The organism is Flavobacterium sp. 11, from assembly GCF_002754315.1.
Lineage (GTDB): Bacteria > Bacteroidota > Bacteroidia > Flavobacteriales > Flavobacteriaceae > Flavobacterium > Flavobacterium algoritolerans.
Genome location: NZ_PEFE01000001.1, coordinates 2,654,004 through 2,672,113, shown reverse-complemented (window position 1 = coordinate 2,672,113; position 18,110 = coordinate 2,654,004). Strand labels below are relative to the sequence as shown.

The 18,110-nt window shown below is 32.1% G+C and carries 20 protein-coding genes, 1 tRNA gene and 1 pseudogene; 11 read left to right on the top strand and 11 right to left on the bottom strand.

All coding sequences use genetic code 11. The features are described from left to right. Positions 1-23: 23 nt before the first annotated feature. The 4 genes from CLV00_RS11620 to CLV00_RS16475 form a co-directional block, all read right to left on the bottom strand. Positions 24-1,142: a VWA domain-containing protein gene (locus CLV00_RS11620; protein WP_099715355.1), complete on the bottom strand. Its 1,119-nt coding sequence runs from the start codon at positions 1,140-1,142 to the stop codon at positions 24-26. A gap of 106 nt (positions 1,143-1,248) precedes the next feature. Beyond that, positions 1,249-1,632 (bottom strand): YchJ family protein, encoded by a 384-nt coding sequence (locus tag CLV00_RS11615; RefSeq protein ID WP_099715354.1) that lies wholly within the window; start codon positions 1,630-1,632, stop codon positions 1,249-1,251. Positions 1,633-1,662: 30 nt separating this feature from the next. Beyond that, entirely contained in the window at positions 1,663-1,893 is a 231-nt protein-coding gene (locus CLV00_RS11610; RefSeq protein ID WP_099715353.1) for a hypothetical protein, read from the bottom strand. A 2-nt stretch (positions 1,894-1,895) separates the two neighbouring features. Further along, a complete protein-coding gene (locus CLV00_RS16475) occupies positions 1,896-2,048 on the bottom strand; it encodes a hypothetical protein (protein ID WP_099715352.1) in 153 nt (50 codons plus the stop codon). Positions 2,049-2,416: 368 nt separating this feature from the next. Between CLV00_RS16475 and CLV00_RS11600 the strand changes: the two genes are divergently transcribed. After that, positions 2,417-5,260: a PAS domain S-box protein gene (locus CLV00_RS11600; RefSeq protein ID WP_099715351.1), complete on the top strand. Its 2,844-nt coding sequence runs from the start codon at positions 2,417-2,419 to the stop codon at positions 5,258-5,260. Next, positions 5,257-5,664, top strand: coding sequence for a response regulator (locus CLV00_RS11595; protein ID WP_099715350.1), 408 nt, complete (start codon positions 5,257-5,259; stop codon positions 5,662-5,664). Before CLV00_RS11600 ends, CLV00_RS11595 begins: the two co-directional genes overlap by 4 nt. A gap of 33 nt (positions 5,665-5,697) precedes the next feature. On the opposite strand, the gene CLV00_RS11590 is transcribed toward CLV00_RS11595, so the two are convergent. After that, positions 5,698-6,243, bottom strand: a complete 546-nt coding sequence (locus tag CLV00_RS11590; RefSeq protein WP_099715349.1) for a hypothetical protein — start codon at positions 6,241-6,243, stop codon at positions 5,698-5,700. A 91-nt stretch (positions 6,244-6,334) separates the two neighbouring features. On the opposite strand from CLV00_RS11590, the gene CLV00_RS11585 reads away from it, so the two are divergent. The 5 genes and pseudogenes from CLV00_RS11585 to CLV00_RS11565 all read left to right on the top strand — a co-directional run bounded on the left by CLV00_RS11585 (position 6,335) and on the right by CLV00_RS11565 (position 8,928). Then, on the top strand, positions 6,335-6,580 hold the full coding sequence (locus tag CLV00_RS11585) for a hypothetical protein (RefSeq protein WP_035672083.1): 246 nt from the start codon (positions 6,335-6,337) through the stop codon (positions 6,578-6,580). 173 nt (positions 6,581-6,753) lie between these two features. After that, positions 6,754-7,194, top strand: a complete 441-nt coding sequence (locus CLV00_RS11580; RefSeq protein WP_099715348.1) for a KTSC domain-containing protein — start codon at positions 6,754-6,756, stop codon at positions 7,192-7,194. A gap of 305 nt (positions 7,195-7,499) precedes the next feature. After that, positions 7,500-8,267 (top strand): DUF4369 domain-containing protein, encoded by a 768-nt coding sequence (locus CLV00_RS11575; protein ID WP_099715347.1) that lies wholly within the window; start codon positions 7,500-7,502, stop codon positions 8,265-8,267. Positions 8,268-8,285: 18 nt separating this feature from the next. Continuing rightward, positions 8,286-8,672 (top strand): annotated as a pseudogene (locus CLV00_RS16675) (TlpA family protein disulfide reductase); the annotation flags it as partial. 175 nt (positions 8,673-8,847) lie between these two features. After that, positions 8,848-8,928: transfer RNA gene (locus CLV00_RS11565), tRNA-Tyr, on the top strand. 307 nt (positions 8,929-9,235) lie between these two features. Here CLV00_RS11565 and CLV00_RS11560 read toward each other — a convergent pair. Further along, entirely contained in the window at positions 9,236-9,925 is a 690-nt protein-coding gene (locus tag CLV00_RS11560) for an SIMPL domain-containing protein (RefSeq protein WP_099715346.1), read from the bottom strand. A 50-nt stretch (positions 9,926-9,975) separates the two neighbouring features. Next, positions 9,976-10,614 (bottom strand): rhomboid family intramembrane serine protease, encoded by a 639-nt coding sequence (locus CLV00_RS11555; RefSeq protein ID WP_099715345.1) that lies wholly within the window; start codon positions 10,612-10,614, stop codon positions 9,976-9,978. A gap of 115 nt (positions 10,615-10,729) precedes the next feature. Here CLV00_RS11555 and CLV00_RS11550 point away from each other — a divergent pair, with 115 nt between their 5' ends. Next, the gene (locus CLV00_RS11550) at positions 10,730-11,599 is read left to right on the top strand and encodes a lysophospholipid acyltransferase family protein (RefSeq protein ID WP_099715344.1); all 870 of its coding nucleotides are present in this window, start codon (positions 10,730-10,732) and stop codon (positions 11,597-11,599) included. A 93-nt stretch (positions 11,600-11,692) separates the two neighbouring features. Here CLV00_RS11550 and CLV00_RS11545 read toward each other — a convergent pair whose 3' ends face one another. Continuing rightward, entirely contained in the window at positions 11,693-13,180 is a 1,488-nt protein-coding gene (locus CLV00_RS11545) for an aminotransferase class V-fold PLP-dependent enzyme (protein ID WP_099715343.1), read from the bottom strand. 174 nt (positions 13,181-13,354) lie between these two features. Between CLV00_RS11545 and CLV00_RS11540 the strand changes: the two genes are divergently transcribed. Both CLV00_RS11540 and CLV00_RS11535 read left to right on the top strand, forming a co-directional pair. After that, positions 13,355-13,774: a DM13 domain-containing protein gene (locus CLV00_RS11540; RefSeq protein WP_099716320.1), complete on the top strand. Its 420-nt coding sequence runs from the start codon at positions 13,355-13,357 to the stop codon at positions 13,772-13,774. Positions 13,775-13,784: 10 nt separating this feature from the next. Beyond that, on the top strand, positions 13,785-14,681 hold the full coding sequence (locus CLV00_RS11535; protein ID WP_099715342.1) for a hypothetical protein: 897 nt from the start codon (positions 13,785-13,787) through the stop codon (positions 14,679-14,681). Between the two features lie 90 nt (positions 14,682-14,771). Here the strand turns inward: CLV00_RS11535 and CLV00_RS11530 are convergent, their stop codons facing one another. From CLV00_RS11530 to CLV00_RS11520, 3 genes are all read right to left on the bottom strand, one after another. Further along, the gene (locus tag CLV00_RS11530; protein WP_099715341.1) at positions 14,772-15,353 is read right to left on the bottom strand and encodes a porin family protein; all 582 of its coding nucleotides are present in this window, start codon (positions 15,351-15,353) and stop codon (positions 14,772-14,774) included. Positions 15,354-15,385: 32 nt separating this feature from the next. After that, positions 15,386-16,162: a membrane metalloprotease gene (locus CLV00_RS11525; protein WP_099715340.1), complete on the bottom strand. Its 777-nt coding sequence runs from the start codon at positions 16,160-16,162 to the stop codon at positions 15,386-15,388. 88 nt (positions 16,163-16,250) lie between these two features. Then, on the bottom strand, positions 16,251-17,294 hold the full coding sequence (locus CLV00_RS11520; RefSeq protein WP_099715339.1) for a hypothetical protein: 1,044 nt from the start codon (positions 17,292-17,294) through the stop codon (positions 16,251-16,253). 257 nt (positions 17,295-17,551) lie between these two features. Here CLV00_RS11520 and CLV00_RS11515 point away from each other — a divergent pair, with 257 nt between their 5' ends. Next, positions 17,552-18,067, top strand: a complete 516-nt coding sequence (locus CLV00_RS11515) for an RNA polymerase sigma factor (RefSeq protein ID WP_099715338.1) — start codon at positions 17,552-17,554, stop codon at positions 18,065-18,067. Positions 18,068-18,110 lie beyond the last annotated feature (43 nt).

The following is an 18,110-nucleotide window of genomic DNA, read 5'->3' as shown; positions in this document are numbered from 1 at the left end:
ACTAAAATCTGAATACTGATCACTTATTTAATTCTCTTCTTTCGATTTGCTTCATAATCTTGAAAAATCATTTCTCCTAAGCCTTTCAATCCCGTGTAAAACGCTTTTCCTTGATTGGCTTCTGTAAAACGGTTGACAAATTGCTGTAAATACGGATCACTGGCAATCATAAAAGTAGTTATTGGAATGTGTAATTTTCGGGCTTGTTGCGCTTGAGTGTAGCATTTATCAACAATATATTCGTCAAGTCCATTGCTGTTCATATAATAGGAACCGTCTTTTTCGCGTACACAACTTGGTTTTCCATCCGTAATCATGAAAATTTGTTTGTTAGTGTTTCGTTTTCGGCGGAGTAAATCCATCGCCAGCTGCAAACCTGCTACCGTATTTGTGTGAAACGGACCAACTTTCAAATACGGTAAATCCCGAATTGCAATCGTCCAAGCGTCATTTCCAAAAACTAAAATATCTAAAGTATCTTTTGGATAACGGGTCGTAATCAATTCAGCCAGAGCCATTGCTACTTTTTTAGCTGGTGTAATTCTATCTTCGCCATACAAAATCATACTGTGGCTGATGTCAATCATCAAAACAGTACTCATTTGGGATTTGTACTGCGTTTCTTCAACAACCAAATCATTTTCGGTCAACATAAAATCTGCTACTCCATTATTGATTTGGGCGTTACGCAAACTTTCGGTCAACGAAATTCTTTCGAGTCCATCACCAAAATGAAATTCCCGAAATTCGCCAGTGTGTTCATCACCGTTTCCAGAATGTTTTGTTTTGTGATTGCCACTTCCAGAACGTTTTAAATTGCCAAAAATATTGTCTAAAGCTTGTTGCCGAATGGCGCGTTCTGTTTTCGCAGTAATGCCAATTCCAGAAGTTCCATCGTCTTTGAGTTCATCGCGTATGTAACCTTTTTTCTTTAAATCTTCAATAAAATCATCGATTGTGTAGTGTTCATCGGTGAGTTTATATTCTTTGTCTAATTCCCGCAACCAGTCGACTGCTTCATCAAAATCTCCTGAAGTGTGTGTAATTAACTCTTTGAAAATACCAAAGAGTTTATCAAACGGAGATTGAAATGGGGCTTCGTATTGCTTGAAATAAAATCCTTTTTTATTGTCATTTTTCATAGACTTTAAAATTACATCATTTTAAAATGTTGTCTATACAAACGTTTACTAATTTTTAGTTAAAACATAAAGACAAGATGTAAGCTGGATTTTATTAGAAAAGAAACTAATCAAAAAACTTTCCGTCGACATAAAACCAACTTCCGTTTTCGAGTTTGAAAGTAGAAAATTCGTGGTGAATTTGTTTTTGTAGTTTGTTGTCCAAAAAATAAGCTTTAAATTCTACTGTATTTTCTGTAGCCTCAATAATTTCTAATTGAAGCCATTGATTTGAAGTTGCCCAATTTAGAATTTCAGTTTTCGAATACTGTTTTCGCTCTGAAATATGGGTTGTTGCCAATAAATAATCAGCGGCATGAGTAACGTAAGCCGAGTAACGGGAACGCATTAGCTCTAAAGCTGTTGTTGCTTTTTCAGTTCCATTAATAAATAGTTCACAACATTCATCAAAGTTTTTTTGAGAACCACAATGGCATTTTATCTTTGTCATTTTATATCAAAAACTATTTAATGCTATACGTTACAATTGTCCGTCAAGTGCAATTATCTTTTGTTGCAATTGATTCAATAGTACCTGATATTTACTAATTTCAATTAGATCTTCATCTTCTTCTGCAAAGTCCAGCAATTCATCTAAATCTTCACTGACTTCGACTAATTTATTATTAGCCTCTTTACCATTTCTACTCGCAATCAAATCAATTATTTCCTGAACACCTTTTTTTAGATCCGCAAATTTATTGTTTTCCATCTTTAATTATTTTCTGAATCCTTAGTCTCGTTAAACTTTTTGGTGATTTGTTTTAGTTTTTCTTTGCGCAACATTTCTGCTTGTTTGACTTTGTCTTGCGCTTTATGCAACTTGTCATTGTGCTTTTTTATATTTCTTTCGTTATTTCTACCCATGTCATTTTTTTTAAAATTATCAAATTAAATATCTAATCTGAGAACTCCTGCAAAGTTCGGGTTATTTATTCAAATTCAAATTGTTTTTAATTGGAGAGTTTAACATTTTGAAAAACTTGATTTAATTCCCTTTTATACTTCTCTGATTATTTCAATTTTTTTAACAAGACATTGTACTTTTTGTTAAAAAAATTAGTTTTTATATAATTTTTGATACGACAATGAATATTAATAATCATTTAAGACATTTTAAAAGGCTAAAAACTAAGATTTTAACTATAATACTAAAAAATTATGGTGTTCTATTATTTTTATCTATATTTATTTATTAAAAAATTAAGCTTTCCCTATCTCTCCAACTAGCACAAATGGACAATAAAAAATACTCTAAATTTATCAGTTGGTTCTTAAATAAGCCCAAAATAACAGGCTTCATAACTTTCTTGTTTCTTAGCTATGTTGTAGGATTTCTAGTATATCAGCAATATCAGCTTATAAAAGAGGATGAGCAACGAGAAATGAATAATATAATGCATATTGTTAATCAAAATTTAGAGCAGTCGCTAAAAAATTGTTACACAACTACATTAACATTAGCATTAACCATTAATGATAAAGGTATCCCTGAAAACTTTGACTATGTAGGTAAGAAACTAATGGAATCAAATAACAGCATCAGTGCAGTGCAACTGGTTCCTAATGGAGTAATAAAATATATTTATCCATTAAAGGGTAACGAAGCAGCAATGAATTTAAATATCTTGACTACTCCTAATCTTAGAGAGGAAGCTTTGAAGTCTGTTGCCTCTCAAAAAATGTATTTTGCTGGTCCTTTAAAACTCAAACAAGGCGGAATGGGAATTGTTGGTAGATTTCCTGTTTTTCAGAATAATAAGTTTTGGGGATTTTCTGCTGTAGTTATTAAATTAGAAAATTTATTAAAATCTTCCGGAATTAATACTGTTGTTGATGATTCAAAATATTATTTTCAGTTTTCAAAGGAAAATATAGTCACCAAAAAGGAAGTTTTTTACTTGCCCAACAAAAGTGATTTTTCTAAAAAATACAATATCTCTACAACTATTCCTGATGGAGACTGGAAATTATACTTAATATCTAAACATCAGAATTATTTTTATGCCCAAATTATAATCCCCGGCATTATAGGTCTGATTTTAGCGGCACTTTTTGGTGTGTTAATTTATACTTTATTAAAAATCCCAGAAGAACTGCAATCTCTGGTAAACATTCAAGCCACAAAACTTTTTAATTCTGAAATAAAATTTGAGGCTATTTTTGATCAGGCAGCTGTAGGGATAGCGCATATCGATTCATTTACAGGTAATTTTATTGAGATAAATAACCAGTATTGTAAATTATTGGGGTATTCAGAGCAAGAAATGAAAGAGAGAAATTTTCAATCGATAACCCACCCAGAAGATTTAGAAGAAGATTTAATCAATTTAGAAAAACTGCGGGATGGAAAAATCGCAGCGTATTCTATAGAAAAACGATATTATACAAAAGCGGGTACAATTATCTGGATCAATCTTACCGTATCACCACTCTTTAAAAAAGATAAAAAAGTAACAACCCATATCTCCATTGTTGAAGATATTTCATTAAAAAAAGAAGCTCAAAAATTAATCAAAAAAAGTGAAACCCGTTTCCAAAGCCTATTTGAAGATTCACCAATCCCTTTGTGGGAAGAAGATTTTTCTAAAGTTAAAAATTATCTTCAAAAATTAAACCTTATCAATGAAACTCCTGAGACCGTTTCTCTTTATCTAAAAATGCATCCTAATGTAGTTCATGAATGTATTGCTCTGGTGAAAATCATTGATGTCAATACAATGTGCCTGCGCCTTCATAAAGTTAAAACTAAAGAAGAATTAATTTCTGATCTTTCGCAAATCATCGATAAAGATTCAATTCCCGATTTTACAAAACAACTGATTGCCATAACACAGGGTGAAAAACAATTAATTGTTGATACTAAAATAAAAAATAAAGATGGCGAATATCGTGACGTAAATTTACGATGGAATGTAATTCAGGGATATGAAAAATCATTGGAAAGAATCATAGTTTCCACAGAAGACATTACAGACCGAAAATTGTCCGAAAACATAATTCTTTCATCGCAACAAAGAATTGAGTCCTTAATAAATACTATTGATGGAATCGTTTGGGAATGTGATGCTAAAACATTTGCCTTTAATTTTATAAGTCAAAAAGCCGAAAAAATATTAGGCTATACCGCAGAAGAATGGCTGTCGAGTAAAACTTTTTGGTCAGACCATATTCATCCGGAAGACAGACAGTGGACAATCGATTATTGTACTTTAAAAACAAAAGAAAATTTAAATCATGATTTTGAATATCGGATGATTGCTAAAAATGGAGCTGTTGTCTGGTTAAGAGATATTGTAAATGTAATTTCCGAAAATGACCAAGCTCTAAGTTTGCGAGGTATAATGATTGATATTACAACTACAAAAGAAGCCGAGAAAGATTTAAATGACTCTTTCAATTTAGTAACCGAGCAAAACAAAAGACTGCTGAACTTTTCCTATATAGTATCTCACAATTTAAGATCGCATACCAGTAACATCGCATCTATTATGTCTCTCATAGAATCTTCGGAATCTGAAGAAGAAAAAGATGAAATGATTCAATTATTAAAATCTGTTTCGAATTCCTTAAACGAAACCATGATTCACCTAAACGAAGTCATTAATATAAGAACCAATATTGGTCTGGTGTCAGAATCATTAAACTTACAGCAATATTTAGAAACTGTTCAAAGAGTGCTTTCTGAACAAATAAGCTCAAAAGATGTTTCTATTTCTACTATTATGCCTGATGATGTCATGATAAATTATAATCCGGCATACCTTGAAAGTATCCTTTACAACATTATTTCTAACTCTATCAGATACAGTCATCCAGAACGAAAACCCACGATAATCATTAAGTGGATAACTGATGACGAAAACAAAATCCTTCAGATTTCAGACAATGGTGTTGGGATAGATCTTGTTAAGAATGCTGATAAAATTTTTGGAATGTATAAAACATTCACTAATAATGCCGATTCAAAAGGAATAGGATTATTTATTACAAAAAATCAAATTGATGCCATGGGCGGAAATATCACTGTGGAAAGTGAACCCAATATAGGAACAACATTTAAAATCTATATCCAATGACAAAAAAAGCAATCTGGGTAATCGACGATGATGCAATTTATCAAATCATCATCAATAAAATCATTCAAAGATCTGAAATGTTTTCAACCATTACTTCTTTCAAAAATGGAAAAGAAGCAATAGATGCTTTGCATGATACAGTACATAATAAACCGGATAATACTGACGTACTTCCAGACATAATCCTATTGGATATTAATATGCCAATTATGGATGGATGGGAATTCATGGAAAAAATGGGACTGCTAAAATCTAAATTCAGCAAAAACATCATCGTATATATTGTAAGTTCTTCTATTGCCACTGAGGACAAAAACAAATCAAAAACGTATTCTGATATTTTAGGTTACTTATCTAAACCGGTCACCATGAATGATTTAGAATTAATTACTTCGAATGATTAAAAGACAGCTATTTGAATAAATAATTACTCACCTTTATTTCAATTCTCTTTTTATTTCTTCCAATGATTTATTGGTAAAGATTAGTTTTTCTATGATTTTTTTTCTTAAAATATCCAAATTCTCATAATCAAAATACTTAGCCCAAGAAGTCAGCGTAAATAAATTACGAACTTGCTTAATTCTTTTTGTGGTTTCAAAACTAGTTCTAAGAATGGCTTTATTATCATAATTTGGATTCTTTTTATGCTGATAATTAACCGTTTTCTTTAGATAATTTGCCTCTAAATAATATAATTCATCGAGAGCATTGTCAGGATAAAAATTAGTCCAAGGTGCAAAACCTAACTTTATTTTAGAATCGGTTTCTGGTTCTAATGGTTCTAAACGCCATTTACTGTTCGCCAATCGTCCCCAATGATTTGACAATCGATACATTCCATCTTTAGTATAAAAATATTTACTTCCTGATTTGCTGTCATATTGAAGTTCTAATCCTTTTATGCTGTCCAAAGACGCTTCGTGAAAGACACAAAAAGTATTTTTGAATGAATTGGGGTTGGGACGAAATATTTTTTCCATTAAACAAAGGTAATCAGAAAGTCTAAAATTGAACAAGACAAGTAATATTTGATTAACTTTGCCAACTAGAATTAGTAAAAATAAATTGATTATGACCAAAGCTTCTGAAGAAAGAATGTTACAAAAAGGTGTTTACACCGGAATTATGGAAAAAGATGAGAATAACAACTTTTTTTGTGGTGAATATCTTTTAGACTATAAAATGGCACAAAAACATACTGTTGGTGATTGGATTACAATAAAATCAATAATTGAAAACCCAAGCGATATCAGTTATAACAAATATCCAAAAAAATCGAAAAACTTCGATAAAGCCAATAATAAACCACAGCAATAATATTTTTGCTTGCTACTTTTTTAAGCAAAAAATAGAAATAAAATTCTTTTTTTTGAATATTTTTTTGTCACAAACTAAAAATTTAAAAAAAAGTGTACCTTTGCAAAAAATTTGTCGATTTTGAAATCAAATTACATTGATTTAATAGTAAAAGACAAGTAGTTACCTTATTTATGAAAAAAATAGTTGAATACCGCAAACTGCTAAATGTAGATAAAACTGCAGAGCTGAAAGATTTGAAAACGATTTATCGTAACGCTATGAAAGAAGCGCATCCTGACAAATTTCAGGGCGATGAAGATGGATTGAAAGCTGCAGAAGAAAACAGTAAAAAAATCATTGAAGCATACCATTTCTTGGTAAGCATCAATCCTGAAACGATTAAACAAAATTTACCAGAATATACGGAGACGATCTCAACTTCTACCATTACAGATTATAAATTTGTTGAAGGTAGATTGATTATCAATTTTTCAAATGGTAGTGTTTACGAATACATTAGTGTGCCTAAAGCAACGTATGTAAAAATGGTAAATGCTGATTCTCCTGGAAGATTTGCAAAAAGACATATCCTAAATTCTTTTACTTGGAGAAAAACAATCAACCAAGACTAGTTTTTACAAAATCAAAAAAAACAATTAAGCATCCTTCATCAGGATGCTTTTTTTATTTCACAACTCTGAGTTATTTTAATTTAACTTACTCACAAATAAATAGTTAAAATAGCAAAATATACGTTTTGAATCAAAATTTAAAATAAAAGGAATCCTCATTTACTTTACAAAACACCTACAAATAAAATACACGATACCTTCTAATTAAGAATGAAAAATTATAACAAAAATTTAGGTTGCAAAATAATTTGTATTTTATATTTTTTAAATACTTTTGCAACCTTAACTTAATTAACTAATTAATAATGAAAAAAATAATTTTATTACTTTCGGCTGCTGTTGTTTTAATTTCTTGTAGCAAAGTTGGCAAAGATGAATACATCATTTCGGGGACTGCAACAGGAATTGAAAATGGTAAAACAATTATCTTGGAAACACAAGATGCGAGTGGAATGATGTTACCAAAAGATACTGTAAAGGTTGAAAATGGTAAATTCGAAATGAAAGGAACCATAACAGAACCTGCTTTCTACACAATTCAATTAGAAGGAGCACAAGTAAAAATACCTTTCATATTAGAAAATGCAGAAGTAACTATCGCCATTAACAAAGACAGTATCCAAAAATCTAAAGTTTCAGGAACTTATAACAATGACGAATACGTAGCATTCAATGAAGAAATCACTAAAGTTCAAAAGAAACTTATGGATTTCCAAAATAAGAACATGAAAGCTATGGAAACTGCTCAACAAACTAAAGATACAGTTGTTATCAATAAGTTGATGCAAGAATTTTCTAAAATTCAAGAAGAAGTTGGTGTAGCTTCAAAAGCTAAATATGTAACTTATGCTGAAACACATCCTAAAGCATTCATTTCTGCTTTGATTATCCAAGGTATGTTAAATGATCCAACTGCTGATGTTGCAAAATCTGAAAAATTATACAACAGCTTAGAAGAGTCATTGAAAAAAACAAAACCAGGTATTGCTATCAAAGCTAAACTTGCTGAATTGAAAACGCCAGCTGTAGGAGCTGCTCCAGTTGCACCAGCACCAGCTGCTGAAGCTAAATGAAGAACAGATTTTTCTGGTCCTAATCCTCAAGGGAAAACAATTTCTCTGAAAGAAAGTTTAGGAAAGGTTACAATCGTTGATTTTTGGGCTTCATGGTGTGGACCTTGTAGACAAGAAAATCCAAATGTTGTAGCAATTTACAAAGAGTTACACAGCAAAGGTCTTAACATAATTGGCGTATCTTTAGATAAGGATGCCAAAGCTTGGAAAGATGCTATTGCAAAAGATAAGCTAACTTGGAATCATGTTTCAAATTTAAAATTTTGGGACGAACCAATAGCTGCTCAATATAAAGTAGAATCAATACCGGCTACTTTTATTCTGGATGCGTCCGGAAATGTAGTCGCAAAAGATTTAAGAGGAGATGCGCTTAGAGCAAAAGTTATTGAACTTTTAGCAAAATAATTGCATTTATACCTATAAAATAAAAAATCTCCCTAGTGGAGATTTTTTTATTTTATTCAATACCAATGCATTAAAAATAATAGTAAAATTAAGTGTAAAATTAGTTTGCAGAAACCAAAACTGTTTCTATATTTGCAACCGCTTACAACAAATGAGTGTTGTACTCAAAGGCTTCGGGGAGATACTCAAGCGGCCAACGAGGGCAGACTGTAAATCTGCTGTGTAAACTTCGCAGGTTCGAATCCTGCTCTCCCCACTAAAACGTTTCAAGCAATTGAAACGTTTTTTTTTGCAAACAATTTAGTAGGTTCTCCCGAAGCTTCGGGACTGCTCTCCCCACTAAAACGTTTCAAGCAATTGAAACGTTTTTTTTTGCAAACAATTTAGCAGGTTCTCCCGAAGCTTCGGGACTGCTCTCCCCACGAAAACTCTTCAAGCAATTGAAGAGTTTTTTTATTTACACTAATTGATACTTTTATCACACTTAGGATATTATTAATTCAAAAAAAATCCCATCTCATTTTATCTGAGATGGGATTTCTAAAATATAATTTTTAGCTTCTTTATTCTAAAATAAAACTCACTGTCACATTAGCCGTAATATTGATCTCTCCTACCGCTAACGTTTCTCTTGGAGCACTAGCATCACTACTTTCCATTGTTTTCATTGCTGCATACATCGGTTGCGGATAATAGGTTTGTGAATTATCCGATATAGTCATTGCACGCCCTACTTTTTGTCCTAAAACAGAAACATAATCTTCGGCTTTCAATTTTGCATCCTTCATCGCTAATTTTCTAGCTTCAGATTGATATTGTGCTAATTTTGAAGATTGAAAAGTAACATTATCAATTCTATTAATTCCTTGGTCTACCAAACCTTCCATCAATTCATCATATTTAGATAAATCTCTCAATAGAATTTCAATTGTTTGAGTGGCATTATAACTGTGTTTCTTCTTTTCATAATCGTATTGTGGATTCAATGAAACACGTTGTGTCTTATAATCTGCCGGTGCCAAATTCATTTTTTTGATAAACTTTAGAACAGCATCTATCTTTTCATCATTTTGTTTTTTTACATCTTTGGCATTATTCCCTTTTGTTTCAACTGTTACTGCTATGGTAGCCTGATCCGGAATAACTTTTATTTTTCCTTCTCCACTTACATTTATTTGAGGAACTTGCTTAACTTCTTGTCCATAAGACATTGAAATAAATAGAACAGACAGAATTAATAGTGCTTTTTTCATTTTTATATAATTTAATTGTTTGTACTAATTCCTTTTCAAAAGTTGTGCCATTATAGTTTTCCCATTTTTTCCATCACGAAAAGAATGACTATTGGAATAGCTAATAATATCACCATTAAAGTATGATCTACTAACAAAGTAGGTTCTTTTAGTAAAGTAATCAAATAGCCTCCTACAGCGCCTCCAAAATGGGCAGTATGACCAATATTATCATTCTTAGCCTTCATTCCGTAAATAGAATACAATAAATAAAGGATTCCAAAAATGTATGCAGGCATTGGAATAACAAAAAAGATTCCCAACATCATGTCTGGCTGCAATAATATTGCCGAATATAAAACTCCCGTTACTGCTCCAGATGCTCCTACAGCTCTGTAACCATAATCATTTTTATGAAAAACCATCGTTAGTAAACTTCCAAAAATCAAACTCCCGAAATAAACCAATATAAAGGAAAAATCACCCAAATAACTTATGACAACCGGAGCAAAAAACCAAAGTGTCAGCATATTAAAAATCAAATGTGTCATATCTGCATGAAGAAAACCAGAGGATAACATCCTAATTTGTTCTCCTGAACGAATACTTCCAACATGGAATTCATATTTTCTAAAAAAAGAAAGGTCATTAAACCCTTTGTAACTAATTAAAACATTTACTACAATTATTGCTATTAAAACGGTATTCATAAAGTATATTTATTGTGAATTGTAAAGATAGTCATTCTCAAATACCGATACAGTAAGCTGTCAAAATTTATATCAGTCTATATTTTTGGCTTATATTTGCAAGAAAAATAACGGCATGCAATTTCTTGTTTTTATCTTAACTTTTCCGTTTTTATGGGTTATTTCCATTCTTCCATTCCGGATTTTCTATTGGTTTTCTGACTTCATCTATGTAATTGTTTATTATATCATTGGCTACCGCAAAAAAACTGTAAAGGAAAATTTAGCTCTGGCATTACCTCATCTTAGTGACAAGGAACGTCTTGTAATCGAGAAAAAATCGTACCACCATTTGTGTGATATGTTTTTGGAAATGATTAAAACGATGACTATTTCAGCTGATGAAATGAATAAAAGATTTGTGATTACCAATATCGAATTGGTAAAAGAATTCGAGAATAAAAACAAAAGCACCGTTTTATTAGCCTCTCATTATGCGAGTTGGGAGTGGTTATTATCTTTCAATGCAAAAACAAATTTTAAAGGAATTGGCGTTTATAAAAAAATTGCCAATAAATATTTTGATAAACTAATACGAGACATTCGATCCAAATACAACGCTGAATTAGTAGAAACTAAAAAAGCGATTCCGTTGATGGCCGAAAACCAAAAAAATGGAATTCTCAGCATGTACGGACTTGCCAGCGATCAATCTCCTAAATTAAATAGAGCTTTTCATTGGGATAAATTCATGGGTGTAGAAGTTCCCGTTCATACAGGTGCTGAAATGCTTGCCAAAAAATACGATTTGACTGTTCTTTTTGTAAAAGTAAAAAAAGTAAAAAGAGGTTTTTATGAAGCTACTTTTGTTCCCATTACAGATAATCCCAGATCAATTCCTGATTTTGAAATTACCAATACCTTTTTACGAGAAGTAGAAAAACAAATTCTGGAAGCTCCTGAATATTATTTCTGGACGCATAAAAGATGGAAACACAGGAGATAATAATTAGTGTTTTCAGTAAAAATAAAAATCCCACATTATAAATGCTATTGTTTATAATGTGGGATTTTTTAGTTTATTAAAGCTTCAAATCTCTTATACAGAAAACCAGTTTTTCACCAATTCATCCTCTAAAGGTTGCGCGTTCTTATTTACAAATTCATTAGTCGCCGAATTATAATCATAATCCAAAGCCCATGTTTTATGGTTTTCAGCCAATGCTTTTATTCCGTTACAAACAAATTCAATTTCAGCATTTGTAGTTGTAGGATGAATCGACATTCTAATCCAACCCGGTTTTCTGATTAAATCTCCAAGACTAATTTCATCAATTAATTTATGGGAGGTTTCCTGGTCTACGTGTAATAAAAAGTGACCGTAAGTTCCGGCACAACTACAACCGCCACGAGTTTGAATTCCGAATTTATCATTCAGTAATTTCACGCCTAAGTTAAAATGCAAATCTTCCACAAAGAAAGAAATCACTCCTAACCTATCATGATGCTGTCCGGCAAGAATTTTAATATTGGAAATAGTTCCTAATTCTGAGAAAATATAATCCACTATTTCGTGCTCTCTTTTCAAGATATTTTCAATTCCCATTTGCTCTTTCAACTGAATCGCCAATGCTGTTTTAATTACCTGAAGAAAACCCGGAGTACCGCCATCTTCCCTATCTTCGATATTATCAATGTATTTATGTTCTCCCCAAGGATTCGTCCAACTTACCGTTCCTCCACCCGGATTATCAGGAACTAAATTTTGATATAATTTTTTATTAAAAACTAAAACGCCACATGTCCCAGGTCCGCCAAGGAATTTATGCGGTGAAAAGAAAATGGCATCCAAATAACTTTCGGCATCTTCAGGATGCATATCAATTTTTACATAAGGACCTGAACAAGCAAAGTCTACGAAACAAAGTCCGTTGTTTTGATGCATTATTTTTGCCACTTCATGATACGGAGTTCTAATTCCCGTAACATTCGAACACGATGTAATCGAAGCAATTTTAAAAGGTCTTTCTTTATATTTTTCCAATAATAATTCCAGATTTTCTATGCTGAACAATCCATCTTCAGAAGAAGGAATAACCTCAACATCGGCAATAGTTTCTAGCCAAGACGTTTGATTAGAATGGTGTTCCATGTGCGAAATAAAAACAATTGGCTTCTTTTCGGCTGGAATAGTGATGAAATTTTTTAAGTTTTCGGGTACCTTTAAACCTAAGATTCGTTGGAATTTATTCACAACTCCAGTCATTCCTGTTCCATCGGTAATTAAAACATCGTCAGCACTTGCATTCACATGATGTTTAATAATGTGACGCGCCTGATGATACGCTTTAGTCATTGCAGTCCCGGAAACCGTAGTTTCTGTATGGGTATTGGCCACAAAAGGACCAAATTGATTCATTAATTTTTCTTCAATAGGACGATACAAGCGACCACTGGCTGTCCAATCCGTGTAAATAATTTGTTTATGACCGTAAGGAGATTCAAACCCTTGATCTATTCCGATTATGTTATCGCGAAACTGCTGAAAGTATTGCTCTAATTGTGTTGGCGCTTCTTTGGTAATCATTGTATGTCTAATTTGAGTTCAAAGATATTGATTTTTACTAAATAGTCTTTTTCAAATTTTGTTAATACTGATTTTTAAATAAATTTATAAACATGGTCCAAATGTAAAGTAGCTGACAAACTGTGATTTTCATTCGGTTTATATTTGATTAACGAATTAAAAAACATTTTAGCCATGAAAAAAATTTTTTTTCTACTACCGATTTTCTTGCTTTTTATTTCTTGTGAAGTTGAAGGCGATTTGACCCGTGATGCTGAGTTAAGCACTCCAATTCCTGATAATACTCCTCCTGTGGCTACCGGTAATTTCATGCCAACCTCAGGAATTAAAGTTACCGGTTCAGCTAAAATTTATTTGAATGGAAATCAAAATGAAGTTCGATTGGAAGATTTCAGTGTTTCCAGTGGTCCCGATTTGAAAGTATATCTGTCTAAAAATGCCACACCTACAGATTTTGTAAATCTGGGAAATTTGACATCTTCCACAGTGTATGCAATTCCAACTCAGGTTAATGTTTCTGCCTATAAATATGTACTGATTCACTGCCAACAATACAGTCATCTTTTTGCAGTGGCACAATTATCTCAAAATTAAAACCTGATTTATGAAAAAACTACTGCTAATCATCGCTATTGGAATATGCTCTAACTCGTTTGCACAAGGCTGCAGCGATGCCGGAATTTGTTCCATAGGAAACGGTTTTCAAACTACATATAAGGAATTAAAAAACGGAATTGAAGTAGGAAGTATTTTTGGTGCAGGCGAAGCTGATGTCACTTATTTTTCACCTTACATCACCTATATCAGAACTATAAACGAACGATTGGCGTTAAGTTCTAAAATCACATATTCCGTTGCCAGTGGAAGCTTTGGTCAACGAGGCGCTTTTGGTGATGCCTATTTGATAGGAAATTACAATTGGAAACCAAAAACAAATACACAATGGAGTTCACTTGTGGGTTTTAAAATACCTTTTACGAGTTCAAATCTTAAAATAAATGAGTTTTCTCTTCCTTTAGATTATCAATCCAGTTTAGGAACTTTTGATTTGATTGCAGGATTGAATCTTAACTATAAAAAATGGGATTTTAATACGGCAGTCCAAATTCCCGTTTTCAATAACAATAAAAATTCGTATTTCAAGGAGTTTTCTGATACGGATGATTTTCCTTCCACTAATTTATTCGAAAGAAAATCAGATGCTTTGTTTCGAACAACATATACGTTTCAAACCACTAACAAAAAATTCACTTTTAAACCCAATGTATTATTCATTTATCATCTAGGAGAAGATAGTTTTGAAAATGCTTTTGGAAATAGAGAAACGATAAAAAACTCTGATGGATTGACCATTAACGGAAATATAATTGGCGCGTATGCCATTAATACTAAAAACAGTATCGAATTATCTTTAGCCACACCGTTTGTAGTTCGAGAAGTTCGCCCAGACGGATTAACCAGGGAATTCACCGCAGGAATAATTTACAAAGTGTCTTTTTAAAAGATAAATCAGAAATTTCACTTTCGAAAACACATAAAAAAATGCCCAAGAAAATTTCTTGGGCATTCTGCTTTTGATAATTATTTAAGATTATAAATCAAATCCTAATGAGAATTGCAGCACTCTATTTTGAGCTTTGCCTTCATCGTATAAATCTCCTAAACCTAAATGATAGCGCACTCCTAAACTAATACCTGAATCCGTTTTAAATCCTCCTCCAAAGTTCATTCCCCAATCAAAATTATTAGGATCATATTCTTGTGAACCGCTAAAAAGTCCATCGTATTCTTCTTTGTGCGAAACTGCTAATCCAATTTGTGGACCCGCTTCCAAAAAGAAATTTTTAGAAGGATACGCTTTTAGCATTAATGGTAAGTTTATGTAATCTAATTTTTGGGTAAAAGTCCCACTGCTATTTGTTATTTCGTACCCTTGTTGCGAATACATTAATTCAGGTTGAATAGAAAAGCTTTCGCTAATAAAGGACTCGCCATAAACTCCTATATGAAAACCATGTCGTTGCTCCGTTTCTCCATCTCCGTCAAAACTTACGGCTGCTAAATTATAACCTCCTTTTATTCCTCCATTCGATTTAGGAATAGTATTGTCCTGTGCATTCATTGATGTTATTACACCAAAGAGTAAAGCTATTGTTATCTGTTTTATTTTCATCCTTTTTGTTTTTGATTATTCAAATTCTACTTTTATTTCCCTCCATTGGCACGAAGATCTGCAATACATTGCGCATCTAATTGTGGAGCTGCACCACCTGAAACCATATTAGAAATACCGCCTCCTGTTTCTGAAGACCAATACATTAAACAAGTTTTTTCAATACAATGTTTTGGATGTTCTGCATCTTCGTGATTGCTTTGCAAGGCTGTACCAAGATTTGTCAATCCTAATATATGTCCAAATTCATGGGTAATAACTGTTGTTTCTAATAAACTTCTGTTTGGTTCAAATGGACTGTCACTCAAACTATGAATAGTTTGTTCGTAAATAACAAAAGAAGTATTTCTATAAGCCGTTCCAAGAATAACCGATGTATCAGTGTCTTTTGAAGATTTCCCATCTGTAAAAAATGCCCAAACCGCTATTTGATCCGAAGTATTGTATTTTGTTCTGTTCGCATCTTCAATACTTACAATCTCCTCATTCGTATAAGGCGAAACTCCTGGAGATGGTATGGAACGTTTTATAACACTAATGCCGTTTGGTTTATACGTTCTTGCTGTAAGAAAGTTTACAAAATTATTGATAGCAGTACTGCTTGGCTCAAAACCCGCTACATACACCACTTCAATAACCATACTTTTGAACTTTTTATCAGATAACAAATCGTTCGAAGAACTTCCCGTTTGCTGTTTATTCGTGTTTGGATTTACTGCAACCGGATTATCTAAAGGATCGTCTTCTTTTGAACAGGATGCTACTGAGAGGAACAAACCAATCGTTAGTAGAGAAATTACTTTTTTCATTATTATATTTATTATTAAGTTTATTTATATAAGAACAGCTACACTATTTTAGGCAGCTGTTCTTACTAAACTACCAACTTAAATCCAGCTATATTTGTTTCAATACTAATGTTACTGCTGCATTAGTAGAGCTTTGTAATGTGATTGTCGAAGCAGTAAAACTTGTTACTTTCCATGAATTATTCAATAAAGTAAATGAAGCATTCCCTGAAAAATTTAGTTTTAGAAAAACATCTAATTCCGAGCTTACTGCATAAGTTCCATTTACAGTTGTATTCACAAGATTTACAGCAGTTATCGATAAATTATTTGCAAAATCAATCGTGAAATCTTTATAACTCGTTGCTGAATTTACTCCTGCATTTATATAGGAATCTACCTTAAACTTTCCGTTAACTAAAATAGTTTCCAACTTTTTTCCGTTTTGAACAGCTGCTGCTATCGCTGCTTCTGTTTTTAAAGATGCACTGATGGCTGCTTGCAATTCAGCGTCACTGGAAATCGTCATTTTTGTTCCGTCCGCAATTGTCACTGAAATTGGATAGTTTACTGAAAATAATTCCGTGCTGCTTACATTAGACATATACGCATATAATTGTTGTTCGGATGTGATGACAACACTTCCTGTTTGTTGTAAACTTAAATTATACGTTAAAATTGTAATTGGGAAGCTGATATTTACTGAAGAAATAGCATCTTGACTAGAAGCTTCTGCTGATGTACATGCATTAAGAATCGCATTATACTCCGTTTGATTATTAACAGTCACCTCTGTATAATTACTTAATTTAACTTTTAAAGGAAATTGTAATACAACAGTATCTTGATCATTGTTAAGCTGTCCAAAAATAGAAATAACTTGTTGGTAGTCTAATTGACTTAGAATAGAAACCTGTACACCGTTAACTTTTGCGGTAGCTGGCAATACAATAGAGGAACAAGATGCACCATCCAAGAAATCGTCAAATGAACCATCGTACATCGAAGTACGTTTCAGGTTAGTTGTTGTAGTTGAATTAGCTGAATTCGTATTTGGATTTTCTCCTTGTACGTCATCAATTTCACTTTGGCATGATGTAAAACCTAAGATAGCCATCAATGCAATTCCTGTAACAATTTTTAATTTTTTCATAATTTTCAAATTTAATGTATTTTTATATTTACAAGCGATGTTTTTAGCGCCTTTCTATTAGTAAGACAACTACGCTTATTTTTACCCTACGGAAATTTTAAAAAAAATATAAAATTTTACAAATTAATTTATAAAATACTACAAATCAATAAATTAAAATTTAAAATATTTTTCATAAAAAGCAATTATAATTAACACAACTGCTTTTTGAAAAAATAATTTACATTTACAACCTACAAAAAATGAATTAACACTCCATGAGCGACGAAAAAAGTACCCTTTGCGAAGAAAATCACTTTAGAGACTTTTACTTAAAGCACGTGCAATCAGCAAATAATTTTGCGTATTACAAATGTGGTGATGATGAAGCTGCATTAGATTTGGTTCAAGATGCGTTTACCAAAATTTGGGAGAATTGTTCCAAAATTGACTTTAGTAAAGTCAAAACCTATTTGTTTACCAGCATTAATAATTTATTCCTGAATAATATAAAGCATCAAAAAGTGGTATTGAGGTATGCTAAAGATGCACCTAACTTAGATACGAATAATCAAAGCCCCGAATATTTATTCGAAGAAGAAGAATTCAAACAAAAACTCACCAAAGCAATCGCATCATTAAGCGAAGTGCAACGGGAAGTCTTTTTATTGAATCGAATAGAAGGAAAAAAGTATCGGGAAATAGCTGAATTACTCGATATTTCTCAAAAGACGGTAGAAAAAAGAATGTCTGGAGCACTCCAAATTTTAAAAGCTCAAATAGAAAATATATAATTAATCATTTAGCTGTAGGGTAATTTAAAAGTTAGTTGTCTTA

Coding starts and splice junctions, on each gene's coding strand:
- CLV00_RS11620 (WP_099715355.1), bottom strand. CDS start 1,142: ATGAAAAATGACAATAAAAAAGGATTTTATTTCAAGCAATACGAAGCC.
- CLV00_RS11615 (WP_099715354.1), bottom strand. CDS start 1,632: ATGACAAAGATAAAATGCCATTGTGGTTCTCAAAAAAACTTTGATGAA.
- CLV00_RS11610 (WP_099715353.1), bottom strand. CDS start 1,893: ATGGAAAACAATAAATTTGCGGATCTAAAAAAAGGTGTTCAGGAAATA.
- CLV00_RS16475 (WP_099715352.1), bottom strand. CDS start 2,048: ATGGGTAGAAATAACGAAAGAAATATAAAAAAGCACAATGACAAGTTG.
- CLV00_RS11600 (WP_099715351.1), top strand. CDS start 2,417: ATGGACAATAAAAAATACTCTAAATTTATCAGTTGGTTCTTAAATAAG.
- CLV00_RS11595 (WP_099715350.1), top strand. CDS start 5,257: ATGACAAAAAAAGCAATCTGGGTAATCGACGATGATGCAATTTATCAA.
- CLV00_RS11590 (WP_099715349.1), bottom strand. CDS start 6,243: ATGGAAAAAATATTTCGTCCCAACCCCAATTCATTCAAAAATACTTTT.
- CLV00_RS11585 (WP_035672083.1), top strand. CDS start 6,335: ATGACCAAAGCTTCTGAAGAAAGAATGTTACAAAAAGGTGTTTACACC.
- CLV00_RS11580 (WP_099715348.1), top strand. CDS start 6,754: ATGAAAAAAATAGTTGAATACCGCAAACTGCTAAATGTAGATAAAACT.
- CLV00_RS11575 (WP_099715347.1), top strand. CDS start 7,500: ATGAAAAAAATAATTTTATTACTTTCGGCTGCTGTTGTTTTAATTTCT.
- CLV00_RS11560 (WP_099715346.1), bottom strand. CDS start 9,925: ATGAAAAAAGCACTATTAATTCTGTCTGTTCTATTTATTTCAATGTCT.
- CLV00_RS11555 (WP_099715345.1), bottom strand. CDS start 10,614: ATGAATACCGTTTTAATAGCAATAATTGTAGTAAATGTTTTAATTAGT.
- CLV00_RS11550 (WP_099715344.1), top strand. CDS start 10,730: ATGCAATTTCTTGTTTTTATCTTAACTTTTCCGTTTTTATGGGTTATT.
- CLV00_RS11545 (WP_099715343.1), bottom strand. CDS start 13,180: ATGATTACCAAAGAAGCGCCAACACAATTAGAGCAATACTTTCAGCAG.
- CLV00_RS11540 (WP_099716320.1), top strand. CDS start 13,355: ATGAAAAAAATTTTTTTTCTACTACCGATTTTCTTGCTTTTTATTTCT.
- CLV00_RS11535 (WP_099715342.1), top strand. CDS start 13,785: ATGAAAAAACTACTGCTAATCATCGCTATTGGAATATGCTCTAACTCG.
- CLV00_RS11530 (WP_099715341.1), bottom strand. CDS start 15,353: ATGAAAATAAAACAGATAACAATAGCTTTACTCTTTGGTGTAATAACA.
- CLV00_RS11525 (WP_099715340.1), bottom strand. CDS start 16,162: ATGAAAAAAGTAATTTCTCTACTAACGATTGGTTTGTTCCTCTCAGTA.
- CLV00_RS11520 (WP_099715339.1), bottom strand. CDS start 17,294: ATGAAAAAATTAAAAATTGTTACAGGAATTGCATTGATGGCTATCTTA.
- CLV00_RS11515 (WP_099715338.1), top strand. CDS start 17,552: ATGAGCGACGAAAAAAGTACCCTTTGCGAAGAAAATCACTTTAGAGAC.